Origin of the sequence: Micromonospora sp. NBC_00617 (genome assembly GCF_045161355.1) — a bacterium.
Taxonomy (GTDB): domain Bacteria; phylum Actinomycetota; class Actinomycetes; order Mycobacteriales; family Micromonosporaceae; genus Micromonospora.
Map to the genome: position 1 here is coordinate 1,052,685 of NZ_CP107751.1, position 15,876 is coordinate 1,068,560.

16 protein-coding genes and 3 pseudogenes are annotated in these 15,876 nt (G+C 68.9%); 8 read left to right on the top strand and 11 right to left on the bottom strand.

Annotation, left to right across the window (positions count from 1 at the left end; all coding sequences use genetic code 11):
- Position 1: 1 nt before the first annotated feature.
- Positions 2-1,765 carry an FtsX-like permease family protein gene (locus OG505_RS04720; protein WP_405431254.1) on the top strand — a complete coding sequence of 588 codons (1,764 nt, stop codon included), beginning with the start codon at positions 2-4 and terminating at the stop codon, positions 1,763-1,765.
- Between the two features lie 86 nt (positions 1,766-1,851).
- On the opposite strand, the gene OG505_RS04725 is transcribed toward OG505_RS04720, so the two are convergent.
- Entirely contained in the window at positions 1,852-2,130 is a 279-nt protein-coding gene (locus tag OG505_RS04725; RefSeq protein WP_405431255.1) for a hypothetical protein, read from the bottom strand.
- Positions 2,131-2,265: 135 nt separating this feature from the next.
- Complete coding sequence (locus OG505_RS04730; RefSeq protein ID WP_405431257.1) at positions 2,266-2,898, bottom strand: hypothetical protein; 633 nt, start codon at positions 2,896-2,898, stop codon at positions 2,266-2,268.
- A gap of 319 nt (positions 2,899-3,217) precedes the next feature.
- Here OG505_RS04730 and OG505_RS04735 point away from each other — a divergent pair, with 319 nt between their 5' ends.
- Positions 3,218-3,712: a hypothetical protein gene (locus OG505_RS04735; RefSeq protein ID WP_405431258.1), complete on the top strand. Its 495-nt coding sequence runs from the start codon at positions 3,218-3,220 to the stop codon at positions 3,710-3,712.
- A gap of 108 nt (positions 3,713-3,820) precedes the next feature.
- Here OG505_RS04735 and OG505_RS04740 read toward each other — a convergent pair whose 3' ends face one another.
- The 3 genes from OG505_RS04740 to OG505_RS04750 form a co-directional block, all read right to left on the bottom strand.
- Positions 3,821-4,171 (bottom strand): hypothetical protein, encoded by a 351-nt coding sequence (locus OG505_RS04740; RefSeq protein ID WP_405431259.1) that lies wholly within the window; start codon positions 4,169-4,171, stop codon positions 3,821-3,823.
- Positions 4,172-4,590: 419 nt separating this feature from the next.
- The gene (locus tag OG505_RS04745; RefSeq protein ID WP_405431260.1) at positions 4,591-5,247 is read right to left on the bottom strand and encodes a response regulator; all 657 of its coding nucleotides are present in this window, start codon (positions 5,245-5,247) and stop codon (positions 4,591-4,593) included.
- Between the two features lie 2 nt (positions 5,248-5,249).
- Positions 5,250-6,269: a histidine kinase gene (locus tag OG505_RS04750; RefSeq protein ID WP_405431261.1), complete on the bottom strand. Its 1,020-nt coding sequence runs from the start codon at positions 6,267-6,269 to the stop codon at positions 5,250-5,252.
- A 255-nt stretch (positions 6,270-6,524) separates the two neighbouring features.
- On the opposite strand from OG505_RS04750, the gene OG505_RS04755 reads away from it, so the two are divergent.
- The 3 genes from OG505_RS04755 to OG505_RS04765 all read left to right on the top strand — a co-directional run bounded on the left by OG505_RS04755 (position 6,525) and on the right by OG505_RS04765 (position 9,182).
- Positions 6,525-6,797 carry a hypothetical protein gene (locus OG505_RS04755; RefSeq protein ID WP_405431263.1) on the top strand — a complete coding sequence of 91 codons (273 nt, stop codon included), beginning with the start codon at positions 6,525-6,527 and terminating at the stop codon, positions 6,795-6,797.
- 147 nt (positions 6,798-6,944) lie between these two features.
- Complete coding sequence (locus OG505_RS04760; RefSeq protein WP_405431264.1) at positions 6,945-7,403, top strand: CBS domain-containing protein; 459 nt, start codon at positions 6,945-6,947, stop codon at positions 7,401-7,403.
- 492 nt (positions 7,404-7,895) lie between these two features.
- Positions 7,896-9,182 (top strand): SLC13 family permease, encoded by a 1,287-nt coding sequence (locus tag OG505_RS04765; RefSeq protein ID WP_405431266.1) that lies wholly within the window; start codon positions 7,896-7,898, stop codon positions 9,180-9,182.
- Between the two features lie 358 nt (positions 9,183-9,540).
- On the opposite strand, the gene OG505_RS04770 is transcribed toward OG505_RS04765, so the two are convergent.
- From OG505_RS04770 to OG505_RS04785, 4 genes are read right to left on the bottom strand one after another with little or no spacing between them, the layout of a single operon-like run.
- Positions 9,541-10,803: an NAD(P)/FAD-dependent oxidoreductase gene (locus tag OG505_RS04770; RefSeq protein ID WP_405431267.1), complete on the bottom strand. Its 1,263-nt coding sequence runs from the start codon at positions 10,801-10,803 to the stop codon at positions 9,541-9,543.
- A gap of 28 nt (positions 10,804-10,831) precedes the next feature.
- Positions 10,832-11,428: a GTP cyclohydrolase I FolE gene (folE, locus tag OG505_RS04775; protein WP_405431268.1), complete on the bottom strand. Its 597-nt coding sequence runs from the start codon at positions 11,426-11,428 to the stop codon at positions 10,832-10,834.
- A 1-nt stretch (position 11,429) separates the two neighbouring features.
- Entirely contained in the window at positions 11,430-11,825 is a 396-nt protein-coding gene (locus OG505_RS04780; RefSeq protein ID WP_405431270.1) for a hypothetical protein, read from the bottom strand.
- Positions 11,825-12,334 (bottom strand): DUF2231 domain-containing protein, encoded by a 510-nt coding sequence (locus OG505_RS04785; RefSeq protein ID WP_405431271.1) that lies wholly within the window; start codon positions 12,332-12,334, stop codon positions 11,825-11,827. Before OG505_RS04785 ends, OG505_RS04780 begins: the two co-directional genes overlap by 1 nt.
- Before the next feature lie 113 nt (positions 12,335-12,447).
- Here OG505_RS04785 and OG505_RS04790 point away from each other — a divergent pair, with 113 nt between their 5' ends.
- Positions 12,448-13,107: a helix-turn-helix transcriptional regulator gene (locus OG505_RS04790; protein ID WP_405431273.1), complete on the top strand. Its 660-nt coding sequence runs from the start codon at positions 12,448-12,450 to the stop codon at positions 13,105-13,107.
- 20 nt (positions 13,108-13,127) lie between these two features.
- Here the strand turns inward: OG505_RS04790 and OG505_RS04795 are convergent.
- A pseudogene (locus tag OG505_RS04795) lies at positions 13,128-13,838 on the bottom strand (IS630 family transposase); the annotation flags it as partial.
- Positions 13,839-14,092: 254 nt separating this feature from the next.
- Here OG505_RS04795 and OG505_RS04800 point away from each other — a divergent pair.
- Positions 14,093-14,857: pseudogene (locus OG505_RS04800) on the top strand (IS256 family transposase); the annotation flags it as partial.
- Positions 14,858-14,895: 38 nt separating this feature from the next.
- On the opposite strand, the pseudogene OG505_RS04805 reads toward OG505_RS04800, so the two are convergent.
- Positions 14,896-15,285 (bottom strand): annotated as a pseudogene (locus OG505_RS04805) (helix-turn-helix domain-containing protein); the annotation flags it as partial.
- 261 nt (positions 15,286-15,546) lie between these two features.
- Between OG505_RS04805 and OG505_RS04810 the strand changes: the two are divergent.
- Positions 15,547-15,717, top strand: a complete 171-nt coding sequence (locus tag OG505_RS04810) for a hypothetical protein (RefSeq protein WP_405431275.1) — start codon at positions 15,547-15,549, stop codon at positions 15,715-15,717.
- Positions 15,718-15,876 lie beyond the last annotated feature (159 nt).

Genomic DNA, 15,876 nt, shown 5'->3' on the forward strand with positions numbered 1-15,876 from the left:
CATGGCCGGACGTCTGTTGCTCGTCTGCCGGCTGCTGGTGCGGGACCTGCGCCGGCGGCGCACCGAGACCGTACTGCTCCTGCTCGCGATCACCGCCGCCACCGCGACGCTGACCCTCGGCCTCACCCTCAACGAAATCGCCGACCGGCCGTACCAGCAGACCCGGACCGCCACCGTCGGCCCGGACGTGATCGCGACACCCCGGGCCACCGGCCAGGCCGCGTTGGACGAGCTCGCATCGCTGACCACCGCGGCCGGCGTCACCGATCACAGCGGCCCCTTCCCGATCGCCTACCTGACAATGACGGCCCGCGGCAAGTCCGCGCACGCCGTCGTCGAGGGCCGGGACACCACACCCGTATCGACCGACCGGCCCGCCGTGACCGACGGCACCTGGGTACGCCCCGGCGGCGTGGTCGTCGAGCGCTTCTTCGCCGACGCCCTCGGCATCCGCACCGGCGACACGGTCAACATCGACGGCCATCCGCTGCGCGTGATCGGGACCGCGGTCACCGCCGCGAGAGCGACGTATCCGTACGCCGGGTGGCACTACCCCGGCAGCATCTTGGTCGAGCGCGGCGGCCTGGTCTGGGTCGACCACAGCGACATCGCCACGCTCGCCGGCGAACAGCCGCTGTCGTACACCCTGAACCTCAAACTCGCCGACCCGGCGGCCAGCACCACGTACACCGTCAGCGACCAACTCACCACCTGGCAGGAGATCAGCTACCTCAACGGTCGGCTGTACAGCGATGCGCGGACGGTGCTGCTCGTCGGCAGCTGGCTGCTCACCGGCCTTGCGTTGGCCGGCGTCGCCGGCATCGTGGCGGGCCGGATCATCGGCCAGCGCCGCCGGGTGGGGCTGCTCAAGGCCGTCGGCGCCGGACCAGCCATGATCGCCGCCGTCCACCTCGCCGAATACCTCGTCATCGGGCTCGCCGCCGCCGCCACGGGCCTGGCCGCCGGCTGGTTCGCCGCACCCGTGCTGATCCGCCCCAGCGCCGGACTCATCGGCTCCGTCAACGCCCAGCCCCCCGCGCTGCGCATAGCGATCGCCGTCACGGCCCTCGCCCTCACGATCGCTGTGGCGGCGACTCTGATACCGGTGGTGCGCGCCGCCGCCACCAGCACCGTTCACGCACTGGCCGACACCGCAACGCCGCCGCGGCGCCGGCGGTGGCGCATCTGGCTGTCACGCCGGCTGCCCACCGCCCTGCTGATCGGAGTGCGCATCAACGCGCGCCGGCCGCGCCGCGCCCGACTCGTCATGGTGAACACCCTGATCACCACGACCACGCTCGTCGCCATACTCATGGAAAACACCCGTGTAGTGCACTTCGACCTCGGCTACACACAACTCGCCAATCCCCGGTGGGAACGGGGCGAGCAGGCCATGGTCCTGCTCACCGTCGTGCTGTGCATCCTTGCGCTCATCAACGCCGTCGTGAGCACCTGGACCGCGGTACTCGACGCCCGGCAGCCGCTGACCGTCGCGCGGACGCTCGGTGCCACGCCCGCGCAGGCCGGCGTGGGCCTGGCGGCAGCGCAACTGCTTCCCGCCATACCCGGCGTCGCCGTGGGGATCCCGACCGGCATCGGGCTTGTTGCGTCCCTCAGCACCGACGAGGTCCCGTACCCACCCGGTTCCTGGCTGCTCGCCACCGCACTCGGAGTCCTGCTCGCCATCGCCGCGCTCACCGCCATCCCCGCGCTGACCGCCGCACGCCACCCGGTCGCGGACACCCTCCAGTCCGCACCGACCTGACGGCCGCCAACGGCATGCAGCCGCTCACGGCGAACCGAGCGAAACCACCGAAGATTACGCACGGACAAGTAGCCGCGGATAGGGGGCTACGGCTTCGACGGCGCCGTGTGGCGGGCAAGCATGAGGGAGGCGGAACCGAGATCAAGCGGGTTGATGCCGGGGTCGAGGTGAATATGCGCGCCGGCCGGTGCCCGCGGGTCTGCCAACGCCAGGCACATTCGTGCGGGGTCCCGGAGACCAGCAGGGTCACCGAAGATCTCGACTGATCCGTTGACGATCTCGACGGTGACGGTGCCGCCTTCAGCTGGCGCCACGACGCCTATCGCGGGGTCATAAGCCGGCACGGAGAGCGAGATCTCGGTCATGGCAGGCATCTTTCCTGAGGACGGCGGCTTCCGCTCATGCCGCGATCCGCGCGTATTGGCGACCGCGTCGCCACAGCCACCGATTCGGTCAAGGCGTCCTACCGCCTCATCGGCAAGGGTCTCAGCTCGATCGACCTACTGGTATGGAGCATCCGGTAGTCGCGCACTGACACCGGACCGTACCGGCTGCGGCCAGTCCGGTAGGGCAACGTCCCCGCCTGCAAGCCGGCGTGCGGTCGATGATGCGATGTCCTGTGCCGCTTGCAGAAAACCCTCCGCCCACATCAGAGTTACTGAGCGTCCGCCGTCGCTGCGGCGCACGTATAGCGTCATAGACAAGTTCTCTGCGTCGCTCGGATCGGCGCCATGGGCCAGAAGGTGCCGCAGCCGGCGAGCATCGAGCAGGTAGTCCCGAAGGTCGGGTCCAGCCAGGTAAGTCCAGCGCCAACGCTTGTTACCACCATGTTGGCCGGGAGCCACTCGAACCCGTGCTTTCCACGTTTTCGTCAGGTTGGGCACCGCGAGTCGCTGCTCGAAGGTCGATCTCAGCTTGTCCGTGGTCAACGATAAACCTTGACTTGGCCCGCCATGTAGTTCGATTAGCCGGTTGAAGAAGCGCTCGAATGGCCCGTAGGTGAAAAGAAAAGCTCCGTAACGGATGCTCTGGTAGCGGCGGCTGCGACTTCGCGCGGGGTCATCTCGGTGAACAGAGATTAAGTCAGCTGGAACTACCAGCCGGTCAGCCAACTCATTCAACGCGAACTGCACCCTGTCTGGGTGGATGGAAGGCATTCTTCGAACTCCGTTGATCGGCAGAGCATCGTCTCGAATCGCCTAACGCCGCGTCTGCAGGCGTGCTGTAGATCGACGCAAAGCGTTGCAGGTGCGCGGGCTGAAGCCTGTCGCGAGTCCGTCATCTGACACCGTCCCATTGCGAACCTCTGAGCAGGGCTTCCTAAACGCTGACCTCGTCGGCGGGCACCGAAGGCGTCAGAGTCGGTGCCCGCCGGACACCCACAGGGCTGCTCGACCGAGGAGACCCCTACCGCGGGCGCATGGACAGCCAACAGCCAGGCAGAATCCAGCGGTGACGATCACGATCACCAACTACCGGGACTTGTTCGCCAACATCCGCAAGCGGCCCAGGATGTGGCTCATCCGAGAAGACTTCGCCAGTGTCGTGGCCTTCATCGAAGGGTGCAACCAGGCAAACGCAGGGACCTTGCTGACCGGCTTCCAACCGTGGCTGGTGACTCAAGCCGGCTGCCTCGACAACCACGTTTGGTGGAGCACCGTCGCTCACCTGGCCGAATCCACCGGCCCCAAGGACGTCGGCGACATGGACCCCGACCTCGACGCCCGCACCGTCGAGAGCCTGTTCGACCTACTCGACGAGTTCCTGGAACTACGAGACGAGCGCGACGGCCTGAACCGCATTTTCGCCGCCCACGAGCAGTGGCGCCGCCTCCGCGAACAGAACGGCTGCACCGCCACCGACGCAGCTACCTGCCCCACCGTGTCATGGCCCAGAGCGGCCAGCCGGATCAGGCCCGACAACCCCGGGCTTGACAACCATCATTGAGACTCGTCCGGCAGGACGCTCCACCTTGTCCCCGTCCCGGGAGCCTGGAAGGTCTGGCGAGTGCCCGAGGAGGAGACCCGCTTGCCTGCCGTCCGATCACTGCCACAGCTAGCCCTGTCCAGTCCTTTCATTGGCCCAGTGCACTGTCAGGTGGCCAGTGCCGTCCGCGTACTCCCGGCCGCATAAGTAGCGTGACTCCACCCCGCCGATCGACACGGCACCGTCAACCGCGATGTCGGGTCGTCCAGCATCGTTCTGGCCGATGACAAACTGTTCCCCCAGGAACCGGACCTCAGCTGATTCGGTGGCCTTCTGGTCCTCCAGCGCCCGCTGGACGACCTTTTGGTGGCACCATTGCACCCCATCGCGTGCCTCCGCTTCTCTGCGTCTGTCGACAGCCAGCAGAGTCAACGCCACCGTGACCGCGACCACAAGCGCTAGGCCGGACAGTTTGAGCACCAATGGCAACCGACGCCGGGATCGGACATCGGTCGTCGTAGTATCCCCGTAGGCCACAAGGATGAAATCTATGCGGGGCGGACAACGTGATCAAGGCGCTCGTTGGTCATCACGGGGCCAGGTCTGCCCTACATCGATGGCGGCTGTGTAGCTCAGCCGCGCCGGACCAGGAGTTAGAGGCTGTACAGCATCGACACAGTGAGATACGGATGGCCCGCGGTCTCGCCGTAGCCGGCGCGACGCGGCCTGGGCCGCGCACCCGCAACGGTTCGGCCGCCGCCGCCCGCTACCGCCCCGCCTGCCCGACCGGGCATGGATCAACAAACCCGACAGCAACCACGTCAACCAGGCCGCCATCCCGGTCATGACCAGCCCATCAGCAGCTTGACAGTCCGCAGCCCCGCACACCACCACCCTGCTCACGGTTCGACCAGGCCGGCCCGGATCGCGTACCTGGTGAGGTCGAGCCGGTCCCGCATGCCGAGCTTCTGCAGGATGTTGGCCCGGTGCCGGTCGACCGTCTTCACGCTGATGAACAGCGCCTCGGCGATCTCCTTCGCGGAGTTGCCCTCGGCGATCAGCTTGACGATCTCCTCCTCGCGCGGGGTCAGGATGCTCTCCGGGATCCGTTCTCCCTGCCGGTCGCGGTGCAGGTAGTCCCGGATGAGCGCGGTGATCGCGCCCGGGTAGAGGAAGGGCTCGCCGCGCATCGCAGCCCGGCAGGCCTCCAGCAGGTCCCGGTCGGCGACCGACTTGAGCACGTAGCCGGAGGCGCCGGCCCGAAGTGACTCGAAGAAGTACTGCTCGTTGTCGTGCATCGAGAGGATCAGGATGCGGATGCCCGGTGCCCGCCGGGAGATCTCGCGGGCTGCCTGGAGTCCGGTCATCCGGGGCATTGCGATGTCGAGGATGGCCAGGTCGACCTCCGACTCCTTGGCGGCCTCCACCGCCTCGGCGCCGTCGGCCGCCTCGGCGACCACCGCCAGGTCCGGTTCGGCGTCGATGATCAGGCGTAGCCCTCGACGGACCAGTGCATGATCATCTGCCAGCAGAATCCTCGTTCTGGAAACGGTCACCGCTAACTCCCCTCGGCCATCATAGGCACGGTCAGGCGTACCTCGGTGCCGCCCCGGGGAAGCGCGGAGATGGTGAGACGCGCGCCGATGAGCAACGCCCGTTCCCGCATGCCGCGGATCCCGGCGCCCTCGTGGCGTACGTCACCGGTCCCGTTGTCCGCGACCCTCAGCACCACGGTGTCGTCCTCGGCCCGCAGCGACAGTTCCACCTTCGTGGCGTGCGCGTGACGCGCAACGTTCGTCAGGCTCTCCTGAACGATCCGGAAGATCACCAGCTCCATCTCGGCGCTCAGGGCCGGTACGTCCGGATCCGACTTCCTCGTCACCGGCACGCCGCTGACTTGGGAAAACTCCGTGGCGAGGGCATTCAGAGCGCTGTGCAGCCCGAGGTCCTCCAAGACGTCGGGGCGCAGCCGGCGGGCGACCTGCCCCACCTCGTCGAGGCTGGACCGGACGGTCTCCTGTACGGCGTGCAGCTCCTCGCGCAGTTCCTCCGGGGCTCGGTCCACCGCCCGCTTCAGGCCGAGCAGCACGACCGTCAGGCTCTGCCCGATCTCGTCGTGCAGTTCCCGCGCGATCCGCTGCCGCTCGCCCTCCTGAACGGCGAGCGCGTGCGCGCTGCTCGCGCTGCGTTCGGCCTCCAGCCGGTCGAGCATCGCGTTGAAGGTCTCGATCAGGTTGGTGAGGTCGCCGTTGCCGCTGTCGACCAGCCGGTCACCGCGGTGCAGCAGGTCCACCCGCTGCATCAGCGTGGTGAGCGCGCCGAGCGGCGCCAGGCTGGTTCGCAGCAGCAGCGCGTTCACGGCGAGGATGAGCGCGAGCCCGATGATCAGCACGGGTACCTCGGTGAGCAGCACCGGCGAGGATACCGTGGCGGGGGAGAGCGCGAGGACGAGCGTTCCGACGGTGAAGACCAGGCCGTTGAGCGCGAACAGTCGGCGGAACAGGGCCTGCGTCGGCGGTCGGCCGCGCGGAAGGTGGCGTCGCGACGGGCGGCCTCGCCGGACGGCGGTATTGGTCATGTCGCCAGCGTCGGCGTGACACGGCGGTTTTGTCCATCCGGCGCGCCACTGATCAGGTCGCGAACATCTGCCCCCCGCACCAGCGGTTCCTACATGCTCCACCCGGGTGGAGATGGGTGCTGGACCCAATGGTGGCGGGCCTGCCGTGCCCGGATGCTTGAAACCGGGAAGTCGACCGGGCCAGGCCGGGTAGCCAGCTCCCGTCCAGCCACCGTACTTCCCCGACCGACGGCCCCCTACCCGAGCGGAGGCACAGTGCAGATCACCCATACCACGGTCCCCGGGATCGGCGTGGTGCACCACTTCCGGACCAGGGGCGGGCAGCGATTCGGCACGCTCGTGGACAACCTCGATCAGCGGCTGCTGTTGATCTACGGCGCCGACGACCCGGACGTACCGGTCGAACGCATCGTGATGGAACACGACGAGGCCGATCAGCTCGCCGAGATCCTGCACAGCCGCCCGGTCGCCGACCGGCTGGCCACCCTCGAACGGCGCTTCTCCGAGCTGGTCGGCGACTCCACGTGATCTTGCGGCGCGAGGATGGTCAGCTCTCCGACGGTTTCCGTGGTTCGCTGGTACCCGGGTCGGCGGAACACCTGAGCAGGGGCCGCCGGTGGCCGGATCGCCCGAGAGCGTTGGCCGAAGCTGGGCCATGTCCCAAGGATTGGTGTTATGCAAGCACGAGAGATCGCCGTGACAGTTCCGACGGTGACCGTCCGGGATTCCGTGGCGAAAGCCGTGCGCCTGATGGCGCTCAACAGGCTGCCTGGACTGATCGTCGTCGACGATCGGGGACGGCCCCGGACGGTGCTGCCCGGTACCCAGGTGCTCCGCCTGGCGGTCCCACGGACGTACCAGGAGGATTCGGCGCTCGCCCGGGCCATCGACGAGGCCCACGCCGATCTGTTCTGGGAGGAACTGGGCACACTCACCGTCGGCGACTGCCTGGTCCACGACGCCGCTCGGCCGATCATCGTGGGCTTGGACGGGACCCTGCTCGAGGTAGCGGCCCTGATGGCCCGCCAGCGCAGCCCGCTGGTGGCAGTGGTCGACCAAGGCGGCGTACTCGTCGGGGCGATCACCCTGGACAGCATGCTCGCCCGGCTGGCCGTTCCGGACCCGGACGCCTGATCCGGCGCACCCGCCCGACGGGTGCCAGCTACCTCCACCACCGTGACCGCGTGGCCGGTGCGCTGTGTGGCGCCCCGCGCGCTGCCACCTGTGTCGCTGTGCGTGCCACGGGGCGCGCTGCCACGTGTGTCGCTCTGCGCGTTGCAATCCGCGCTGCCCTGCGCGTCGCACGTCCGTCGCGCGTCGCGGGCCTGACGCCACCCGGCGGGCCTACTCCGGTGGCCGTCGCCGACAAGCCCTCGGCACCGGTCTGGGCCCGGGAGCCCTGCGCCACCCGCGCGCCCCGCGTTCCGGCGGGCGCGCGCGCCTGACCTCGTATCCGCCCGGCGTACCGCACCGCGGAACGCCATCGTCCGGAGGTAATTCCATGTTCCACAGTCCTGCGGTGACGCCTGCCCGGCGATTGCCCAACGCGGACGTCATCCCGTTCGGTAGAGACCTCGCCGAACGGGCCGTGGCCGGCGTCGGTTCCGGACCGCCGGGGTCCGCCCGATGAGCGCCGTCATCGCGCTCGTCATCTTCGTGGTGGCGTTCTTCTTCATCGCCACCGAGAAGGTGGACAAGGTCAAGGTTGTGCTGATCGCCGCCGCGGCGATGGCCGTCTTCGGGTTGATCCCGGGTGCCGAGGTCTTCTTCTCCGAGCACGAGGGCATCGACTGGCGCGTTATCTTCCTGCTGCTCGGGATGATGATCATTGTCGGGGTCATCAAGCAGACCGGGATCTTCGACTACCTCGCGATCTGGGCCGCGAAGAAGTCCCGTGGCAAGCCGTACCGGCTGATGGTGCTGCTGATGCTGATCACGGCCGTCGCCTCACCGTTCCTCGACAACGTCACCACGATCATGCTGGTCGCCCCGGTCACCGTGGTGGTCTGCAACCGGCTGCACATCCCGGCGCAGCCGTACCTCATCGCCGAGGTGCTGGCCTCCAACATCGGCGGTGCCGCGACACTGATCGGCGACCCGCCCAACATCATCATCGGCAGCCGGGCCGGGCTGACGTTCGGCGACTTTCTCGTACACATGGCTCCGATCGTCGTCGTGATCTTCGCCGTGTTCGTGCTGTTCACCCGGGTGCTGTTCCGCAAGTCCTTCCGCTACAACCCCGAACGCGTCGCGTCGGTGATGGCGCTGCAGGAGCGGCGGGCCATCACCGACGTGCGCCTGCTGGTGCGCTGCCTGATCGTCCTCGGCTTTGTCGTGCTCGGCTTCGGGTTGCACTCCGTGCTGCACATCGACCCGTCGTTGGTCGCCCTGGTCGGCGCCGGGGTGATGGTGCTGGTCTCGAAGCTGGACATCTCCGAGGTGCTGGAGGAGGTGGAGTGGCCGACGCTGGTCTTCTTCATGGGCCTGTTCGTGATGGTCGCGGGGCTGGTGCATACCGGTGTCATCGGCACGATCGGCGAGTGGGCGATCAACGTGGTGGGTGACAACTTCTTCGCTGCGGCAACGTCCCTGCTCCTCGGCTCCGCGGTGCTCGGCGCCTTCTTCGACAACATCCCGTACGTCGCCACGATGGCGCCGGTGGTGGAGGGGCTGGTCGCCGAAGCGCCAGACCCGCAAACCGGTCAGGCGCTCTGGTGGGCCTTCGCCCTCGGCGCGGACTTTGGCGGCAACGGCACTGCGGTGGCGGCCAGTGCCAACGTGGTGGCCATCGGCATCGCGGCGCGGAACGGGCACCGGATCTCGTTCTGGCAGTTCACCAAGTACGGCATCGTGGTCACGATTCTGAGCACGCTGATCGCCTGGTTGTACGTCTGGCTCCGCTACTTCATGTAACGGCGCGGCGCCGCGAAGAGGTTAGTCCATCATCAACCCGGCCGCCGCGGTCAGGCCGGACCGGTGGCCCAGGTTGTCGCTGGCCACGATCCAGGACCCGGCCCCGTGCGGATAGGCGGAAGTGGTCTGCCGGTAGGAGAGCCCGACTGCCTGCCGTCCGTCCGGCAGCTATCGGGAAGCCGCGCACGCACATATTTCCGTGGCGGCCTGGGGTGATCCCGGCGCCGTCTACAAAAGTGGCCACTGGGGGGTGTACCGCCTCACGTTCACCACTTGATCCTCTCGCCGTCCGAGGTGGGCGGTCACGTCGGGACCGGCCGACTCCGGTGGGTGCCGGCCGGCTCCGCAATGACGTCGGCTACCCGATCTGAGTCCCGGGTGCCGACACCGGCGGCGGCTGCAGCTCGTCGAGCGGCACGGCGGGGTCGGCCAGTCGGTCGAGGTCGACCGGTTGGGCTGCCGCGACGAGCCGCCGGATCGACGGGACGACGTCCCACACGTTGACGTTCATGCCGGCGAGCACCCGCCCGCCGGCGGTCCAGAAGGCGATGAACTCGCGCTTGGCGGCGTCGCCCCGGACGACGACCCGGTCGAACGCCTCGGGCGGGGCGTGTCCGACGTACTCCATTCCCAGGTCGTACTGGTCGGTGTAGAAGTAGGGCAGGTCGTCGTAGCTGACGGGCTGTCCCAGCATGGCGCGGGCCGCCGCGGCACCGCCGTGGAGTGCGTTGGCCCAGTGCTCGACGCGCAGGCGCCGGCGCAGCACGGGGTGGTAGGCGTTGGCGACGTCACCGGCGGCGTAGATCTCCGGGTCGGCGGTGCGCAGGGACGCGTCGGCGACGATTCCGTTCTCGACGGTGAGGCCCGCCGCTGTCGCCAGTTCGGTGTTCGGCCGCACGCCCACGGCGACCACCACGGCGTCGGCGGGCACCTCGGTGCCGTCGGCCAGCAGGACCGAGGAGACCTGATCGCTGCCGCGGATCTCGCGGACCTCCGCGCCGAAGTGGAAGGTGACGCCGTGGTCCCGGTGCAGGTTGGCGAACACCCGGGCGATCTCGTCGCCGAGCACCCGGCGCAACGGCAGCGCGGCCGTTTCGACGATGTCGACGGTGGCGCCGCGCTGCCGGGCTGCGGCGGCGACCTCCAGGCCGATCCACCCCGCTCCGACGATCACGATGTGCGCGCCGTCGACCAGCGCCGCGGCGATTCGACGGCTGTCGGCGAGGGTACGCAGCCGCAGCACCCCGTCCAGGTCGGTGCCGGGCGCCGCGAGGTCGCGGGGCGTGGCGCCGGTGGCCAGCAGCAGCTTGTCGTAGCCGAGGTGCTGTCCGTCGGCGAGCCGGACCTCCCGGGCGGCGCGGTCGACGGCGACGGCGACGGCGGCTGTGCGCAGGTCGACGTCGTGCGCGGCGTACCACCCGGCGTCGTGCACGAACACGCTGTCGGGTTCGGCGCCGCCGGTCAGCAGGCCCTTGGACAGTGGCGGCCGCTCGTACGGTCGCTCTGGCTCGTCGCCGAGCACGACGATCCCGCCGTCGAAGCCCTCCTCCCGCAGCGTCTGCGCGGCCCGCGCGCCGGCGAGCCCGGCTCCCACGATCACGAACGTGCCGGTCTTCGACATCGGTCCAGCTCCTTTCGAGGTGCGTCGATCAGCGGGTGCCGATCCCGGTCAGGGTGAAGAACTCGGCGCGCGAGCGGTGGTCGTCGCGCAGGGTGCCGAGCAGGGTGGAGGTGATGGTGCTGCTGCCCACGGCCTGGACGCCGCGCAGCGTCATGCACAGGTGTTCGGCTTCGATGACCACGCCGACCCCGCGCGGGCGCAGTTGGCTGGTCAGCCAGTCGGCGATCTGTTTGGTCAGGCGTTCCTGGACCTGTGGGCCGTGGGCGAACAGTTCGACCACCCGGGCCAGTTTGGACAGGCCCAGGATGCGTTCGCCGGGTAGGTAGCCGACGTGCGCGACGCCGACGAACGGCAGCAGGTGGTGTTCGCAGACCGACCTGATCGGGATGGCCCGGGCCAGCACCAGCTCGTCGTAGCCTTCGTCGTTGTCGAAGGTGGTCAGCTGGAACTCGCGCGGGGTGAGCAGTTCGGCGTAGGCGCGGGCCATCCGGCCCGGGGTGTCGGCGAGCCCGTCGGCGGACAGGTCGACGCCGAGCGCGGCCAGGAACTCCGCCGCCGCCCGTTCGGCGGCGGCCGGGTCGCGGCGGGGACGCTGGTGCTGCACCCGCAGGGCGGTGACACTCACCTCAGCGACCTCCCACACCGAGGGCCGCGAGCGCGGCCAGCACGAGCGTGGCGACGGCGAACAGACCGTGGCCGATCACCACCGGTACGGGGAACCGGGACTCGGCGGTCCCGGACCGGCGGGCGGGGATCCAGCGGGCCAGCATCGTGAATCCGAGCAGCGCCACCGGCAGGAGTGCCCCGAACGCGACCCACGCGAGCACGTCGTTGTCGACGGCCAGGTAGGCGATCCACAGCACCAGCCCGATCACGGCCAGGGCGAAGTGGCCGAACACCAGGCCCGGCGCGAGTCGACTGCCGCTTCCCGGCCGGTGGCCGCCGTGGCTGATCCAGGTGCCGAGCATGACGAAGCCACCGACGGCGGTGATCAGCCAGGTGACGAGTGCGGCGATGGCCATCAGGAGTTCTCCTTGTCTGCGCGGTGGTAGCCCCGCGCCTGGGTGGTCTCGTCGGCGACGCGTACGCCGTACCGGTAGGCCAGTTCGCCGCCGAGGTAACCGGCGACGGCCAGCCCGGCGAGGCTGATCGCCGAGAGCGCCAGCGGTCCCGCGGCCACCGGACCCGGCGGGCCGGCACCCCGGAGGGCGAAGTTGACCGCGTACGCGCCGGTGACCGCGAGGTTGATCGCCATGTGCGCGAGCGCGGTGCGGAAGACGCGGGTGCCGGTGGGGATGGCGAACAGGTCCAGGAAGCCGGCGAGCGCGGCGGCGAGCGCGCCGATGACGCCGAGGCCGATGAGCCACCGTGCGCCGTCGGTCAGGCCCTGCGGCCCGGACCCGAACCGGGAGGCGAGGTCGAAGGCGAAGCTGGCCACCCAGGCGCCGATCGGCACCGCCACCAGCGCGGGATGAAGTGGGTGGCCGTAGCGGCCGGCCAGGTTGGTCACCGGGTGCTTGGCCTGATCCATGGGTCGCACGGGAACCCCCAGGTGATTTTCACCAACGCTCATTGGTGATATCGATCATGCTGCCGCACCACGTTGAGAATTTCAATAGCCATCGTTGGTGATAACCTTTCGGCATGAGCACGGGGGAGCGCTGGAGCGCGATGGCCGCGCTCGTCGACCGGTCCCGACGGGCGCTGTACGACTACGTGTGCCGGGCCGATCACCCGGTCACCCGCGAGGAGGCGGCCGAGGCGCACGGCATGTCCCGCAACCTCACCGCGTTCCACCTCGACAAGCTCGTCGAGTCCGGCCTGCTGCGGTCCCACTACCAGACGCCGGCCGACCAGCCCCGGGGGCGCGGCCGGACGCCGAAGGTCTACGAGGCGGCCGGCGACGGCGTGGCGATCACCGTTCCCGAGCGGCGCTACGAGCTCATCGCCGAGATCCTCGCCGACGCGGTTGCCGACGACCCGCACGACGCCTCCGAGGCGGCACGGCGGTATGCCCGGCAACGCGGCCGGGATATCGGCGCGCGGGTACGCGACGCCAGCGAGGACCTCATCCCCGTGCTCGCCGGGCTCGGCTTCGAACCCGAGACGCTCAGCGACCATGTGCTGCTGCGTAACTGCCCGTTCCACGCCCTCGCCACCCGGCAGACCGCCCTGGTGTGCGGGCTCAACCACGCGATCCTCGCCGGCATGATCGACGGTGCGGGACGTACCGACCTGCTGCCCCGGCTCGCGCCGCGTCCCGGGGCCTGCTGCGTCCGGTTGGACTGCCTACCGGAGCACTAGCTGCGTACTAGTGTTCTGTCTCAGTTTTGACTAGCCGCTTGTTGGAGGGCGACTCGTCCACGTCGGACCTTGACCAGGATCGATTCGGCTGTGGCGGTCCACACGAACGGCTTTGGGTCGTCGTTGTGTACGCGCAGGTACTCCTCGATCGCGGTGACGAGGTCGTCGACGCTGCGGAACACGCCGCGGCGGATCATCTTGTCGGTCAGGCCGGCGAACCAGCGCTCCACCAGGTTGAGCCAGGACGAGCTGGTCGGGGTGAAGTGCAGGTGGAAGCGGGGATGTTTGGCCAGCCATGCCTTGACGTTGGGGTGGGTGTGGGTGCCGTAGTTGTCGACGATCATGTGGATCTGCAGTTTGCGGGGCACCGTGGTGTCGATGGTGCGTAGGAAGCGCAGGAACTCGTCGTGGCGGTGGCGGGTGAAGCACTTGCCGATCACCTTGCCGGTCAGCACGTCCAGGGCCGCGAACAGGGTGGTGGTGCCGTGGCGCTTGTAGTCGTGGGTCATCGTGCCGGCCCGGCCGGGCTTGAGCGGCAGGCTCGGCTGCGTGCGGTCCAGTGCCTGAATCTGGGACTTCTCGTCCATGCACAAGACCACCGCCTTGTCCGGCGGGTTCAGATACAGCCCGACGACGTCGACGAGCTTTTCCTCGAACCGCTTGTCGTTGGACAGCTTGAACGTCTCGACCAGGTGCGGCTTGATGCCTCGGGCGTCCCACACCCGCTGCACGGCGCCGGGGGCCTGTAGGGAGATCTGTGTAACGGAATATGTCGAATTTCCGTTAAGGCCGGTGGAGTCCGGCTAGCACAGATAGGACCGAGTGGATGAGTTACCCGATGGTGGGCCCGGGCGTGCGGGCTGAGCGCGATGATGCTGGTGAGTTCGCGGAGTTGGTCGATCGGATCGCTGCCGACGGGCCGCGGCTGCCGTTGGCCGGGCCGGGCTTGGACGAGGCCGCTGCGGGCGCGGCGGCTCGTCGGGCGGTGGCTGAGCTGGTCGACGAGCAGGCGTTGGACGCGGTCTTGGCGCAGGTCAAGGGCGATGGGCTGCGGTTGACCGGGCCGGGCGGGTTCCTGTCGGAGCTGGTGAAGGTGGTCCTGGAGCGGGGGCTGCAGGCCGAACTGCGGGAACATCTGGGCTATGCCAAGCATGATCCGGCGGGCAAGGGGTCGGGCAACTCGCGCAACGGGAGCACCGCGAAGACGGTGCAGACCGAGATCGGGCCGGTCGAGGTGAAGGTGCCCCGGGATCGGGCGGGCACGTTCACTCCGATGCTGCTACCGAAGAACGCCCGCCGCCTCGGTGGCCTGTCGGATGTGGTCATCAGTTTGTATGCCGGTGGGATGACCGTGCGGGACATCGCGCATCACCTGCACCGCGTCTACGGCACCGAGGTCGGCCCGGACACCATCTCCACCATCACCGACGAGGTCCTCGACGAGGTCAAGACCTGGCAGCAGCGGCCCTTGGACGAGGTTTACCCGATCGTCTACGTCGACTGCCTGATGGTGAAGGTCCGCGACGGCGGCACGGTGCGCAACAAGGCCTGCTACCTCGTCGTTGGTGTCGGCGCCGATGGGGTCAAGCACGTCCTGGGTATCTGGGTGGCGCAGAGCGAGGGCGCGAAGTTCTGGATGCAGGTCTGCACCGAACTGCGTAACCGGGGCGTGCGCGACGTGCTCATCGCCTGCTGCGACGGGCTCACCGGCCTGCCCGAGGCGATCGAGGCTCGCTTGAACGTCTCCACCCAGTGGGGCTGAAGACCGAAGGCCTTCCAGATCCGGCCCACCGTCGAGCGGGACAACCCGGACTCGGCCGCCATCGACGCCCGCGACCAGTGCGTGGCATCGCTCGGCGTGCGTTCCAAGGTGGCGACCACGACCTGCTCGACCTGCTCATCACCGATCCTGCGCGGTGCGCCCGGCCGCGGCTCGTCGACCAGACCTGCCAACCGGCGCGCGACGAACCGGTTGCGCCACTTGCCCACCGTCTGCGGCCAGATCCCCAACTCCACAGCGACGTCCTGGTTGGACTTGCCTTGCGCGCAGCCCAGCACGATCCGACACCGCTGCGCCAAAGCCTGCGACGACTTGGCCCGCCGCGACCAACGCACCAACGTCGCGCGTTCCTCATCTGTCAACGTCACCTCGGCCACCGGCCGACCTCTACGCGCCACCCACCGACCCTACAATTATTCAACGAATACCCGGCGCAGGACACTAGTCGCCCGGCCGACGAGGTCCTGCAGGCGGCGGCCGTGGCGATCGGTGATCTCGGTGACGCCTACCTCGACCAGCGGTACCGTGCACGGCGTAGGCGCCAGTGGCCTTGTCACAGGCGTGCCCCTCCCATTCACGGGCCCAGTCGCCTACGACCAGACGTTCCTGCCCGCTACGGCGGCGAGGTCATCTACGCCGGCGCGGGCGGTCGTGCGTTGGTGGCCGACGACGGGCAGGCATGGGACGCCGTCCTGTTGGTCAAGTACCCCAGTCGGCAGGCGTTCTGCGCGATGGTCGCCGACCCGGCGTACCAGCAGGTCACCCGATTGCGCACGGTGGCGCTGCAGGAGGCCGTGCTGCAGCCGACCGTGCCCTGGTCGCCAGCCTGAGAGGGCGTTCTCCGTTCTCTGCGGCACGGCCGCAGAGAAGACCGCCGTTCCTCGTGGCTTGCAGGACGACCCCGCAGGTGGCACCGGCCGTGCTCATCCATGTAGGCGCCGCAGGACGTCGGGCAGGTGCTCGGGCAGCGCCACCGTGCGCAAGTCGGC

Coding starts and splice junctions, on each gene's coding strand:
- OG505_RS04760 (WP_405431264.1), top strand. CDS start 6,945: ATGCAAGCACGAGAGATCGCCGTGACAGTTCCGACGGTGACCGTCCGG.
- OG505_RS04750 (WP_405431261.1), bottom strand. CDS start 6,269: ATGACCAATACCGCCGTCCGGCGAGGCCGCCCGTCGCGACGCCACCTT.
- OG505_RS04790 (WP_405431273.1), top strand. CDS start 12,448: ATGAGCACGGGGGAGCGCTGGAGCGCGATGGCCGCGCTCGTCGACCGG.
- OG505_RS04720 (WP_405431254.1), top strand. CDS start 2: ATGGCCGGACGTCTGTTGCTCGTCTGCCGGCTGCTGGTGCGGGACCTG.
- OG505_RS04785 (WP_405431271.1), bottom strand. CDS start 12,334: ATGGATCAGGCCAAGCACCCGGTGACCAACCTGGCCGGCCGCTACGGC.
- OG505_RS04725 (WP_405431255.1), bottom strand. CDS start 2,130: ATGACCGAGATCTCGCTCTCCGTGCCGGCTTATGACCCCGCGATAGGC.
- OG505_RS04780 (WP_405431270.1), bottom strand. CDS start 11,825: ATGGCCATCGCCGCACTCGTCACCTGGCTGATCACCGCCGTCGGTGGC.
- OG505_RS04770 (WP_405431267.1), bottom strand. CDS start 10,803: ATGTCGAAGACCGGCACGTTCGTGATCGTGGGAGCCGGGCTCGCCGGC.
- OG505_RS04765 (WP_405431266.1), top strand. CDS start 7,896: ATGAGCGCCGTCATCGCGCTCGTCATCTTCGTGGTGGCGTTCTTCTTC.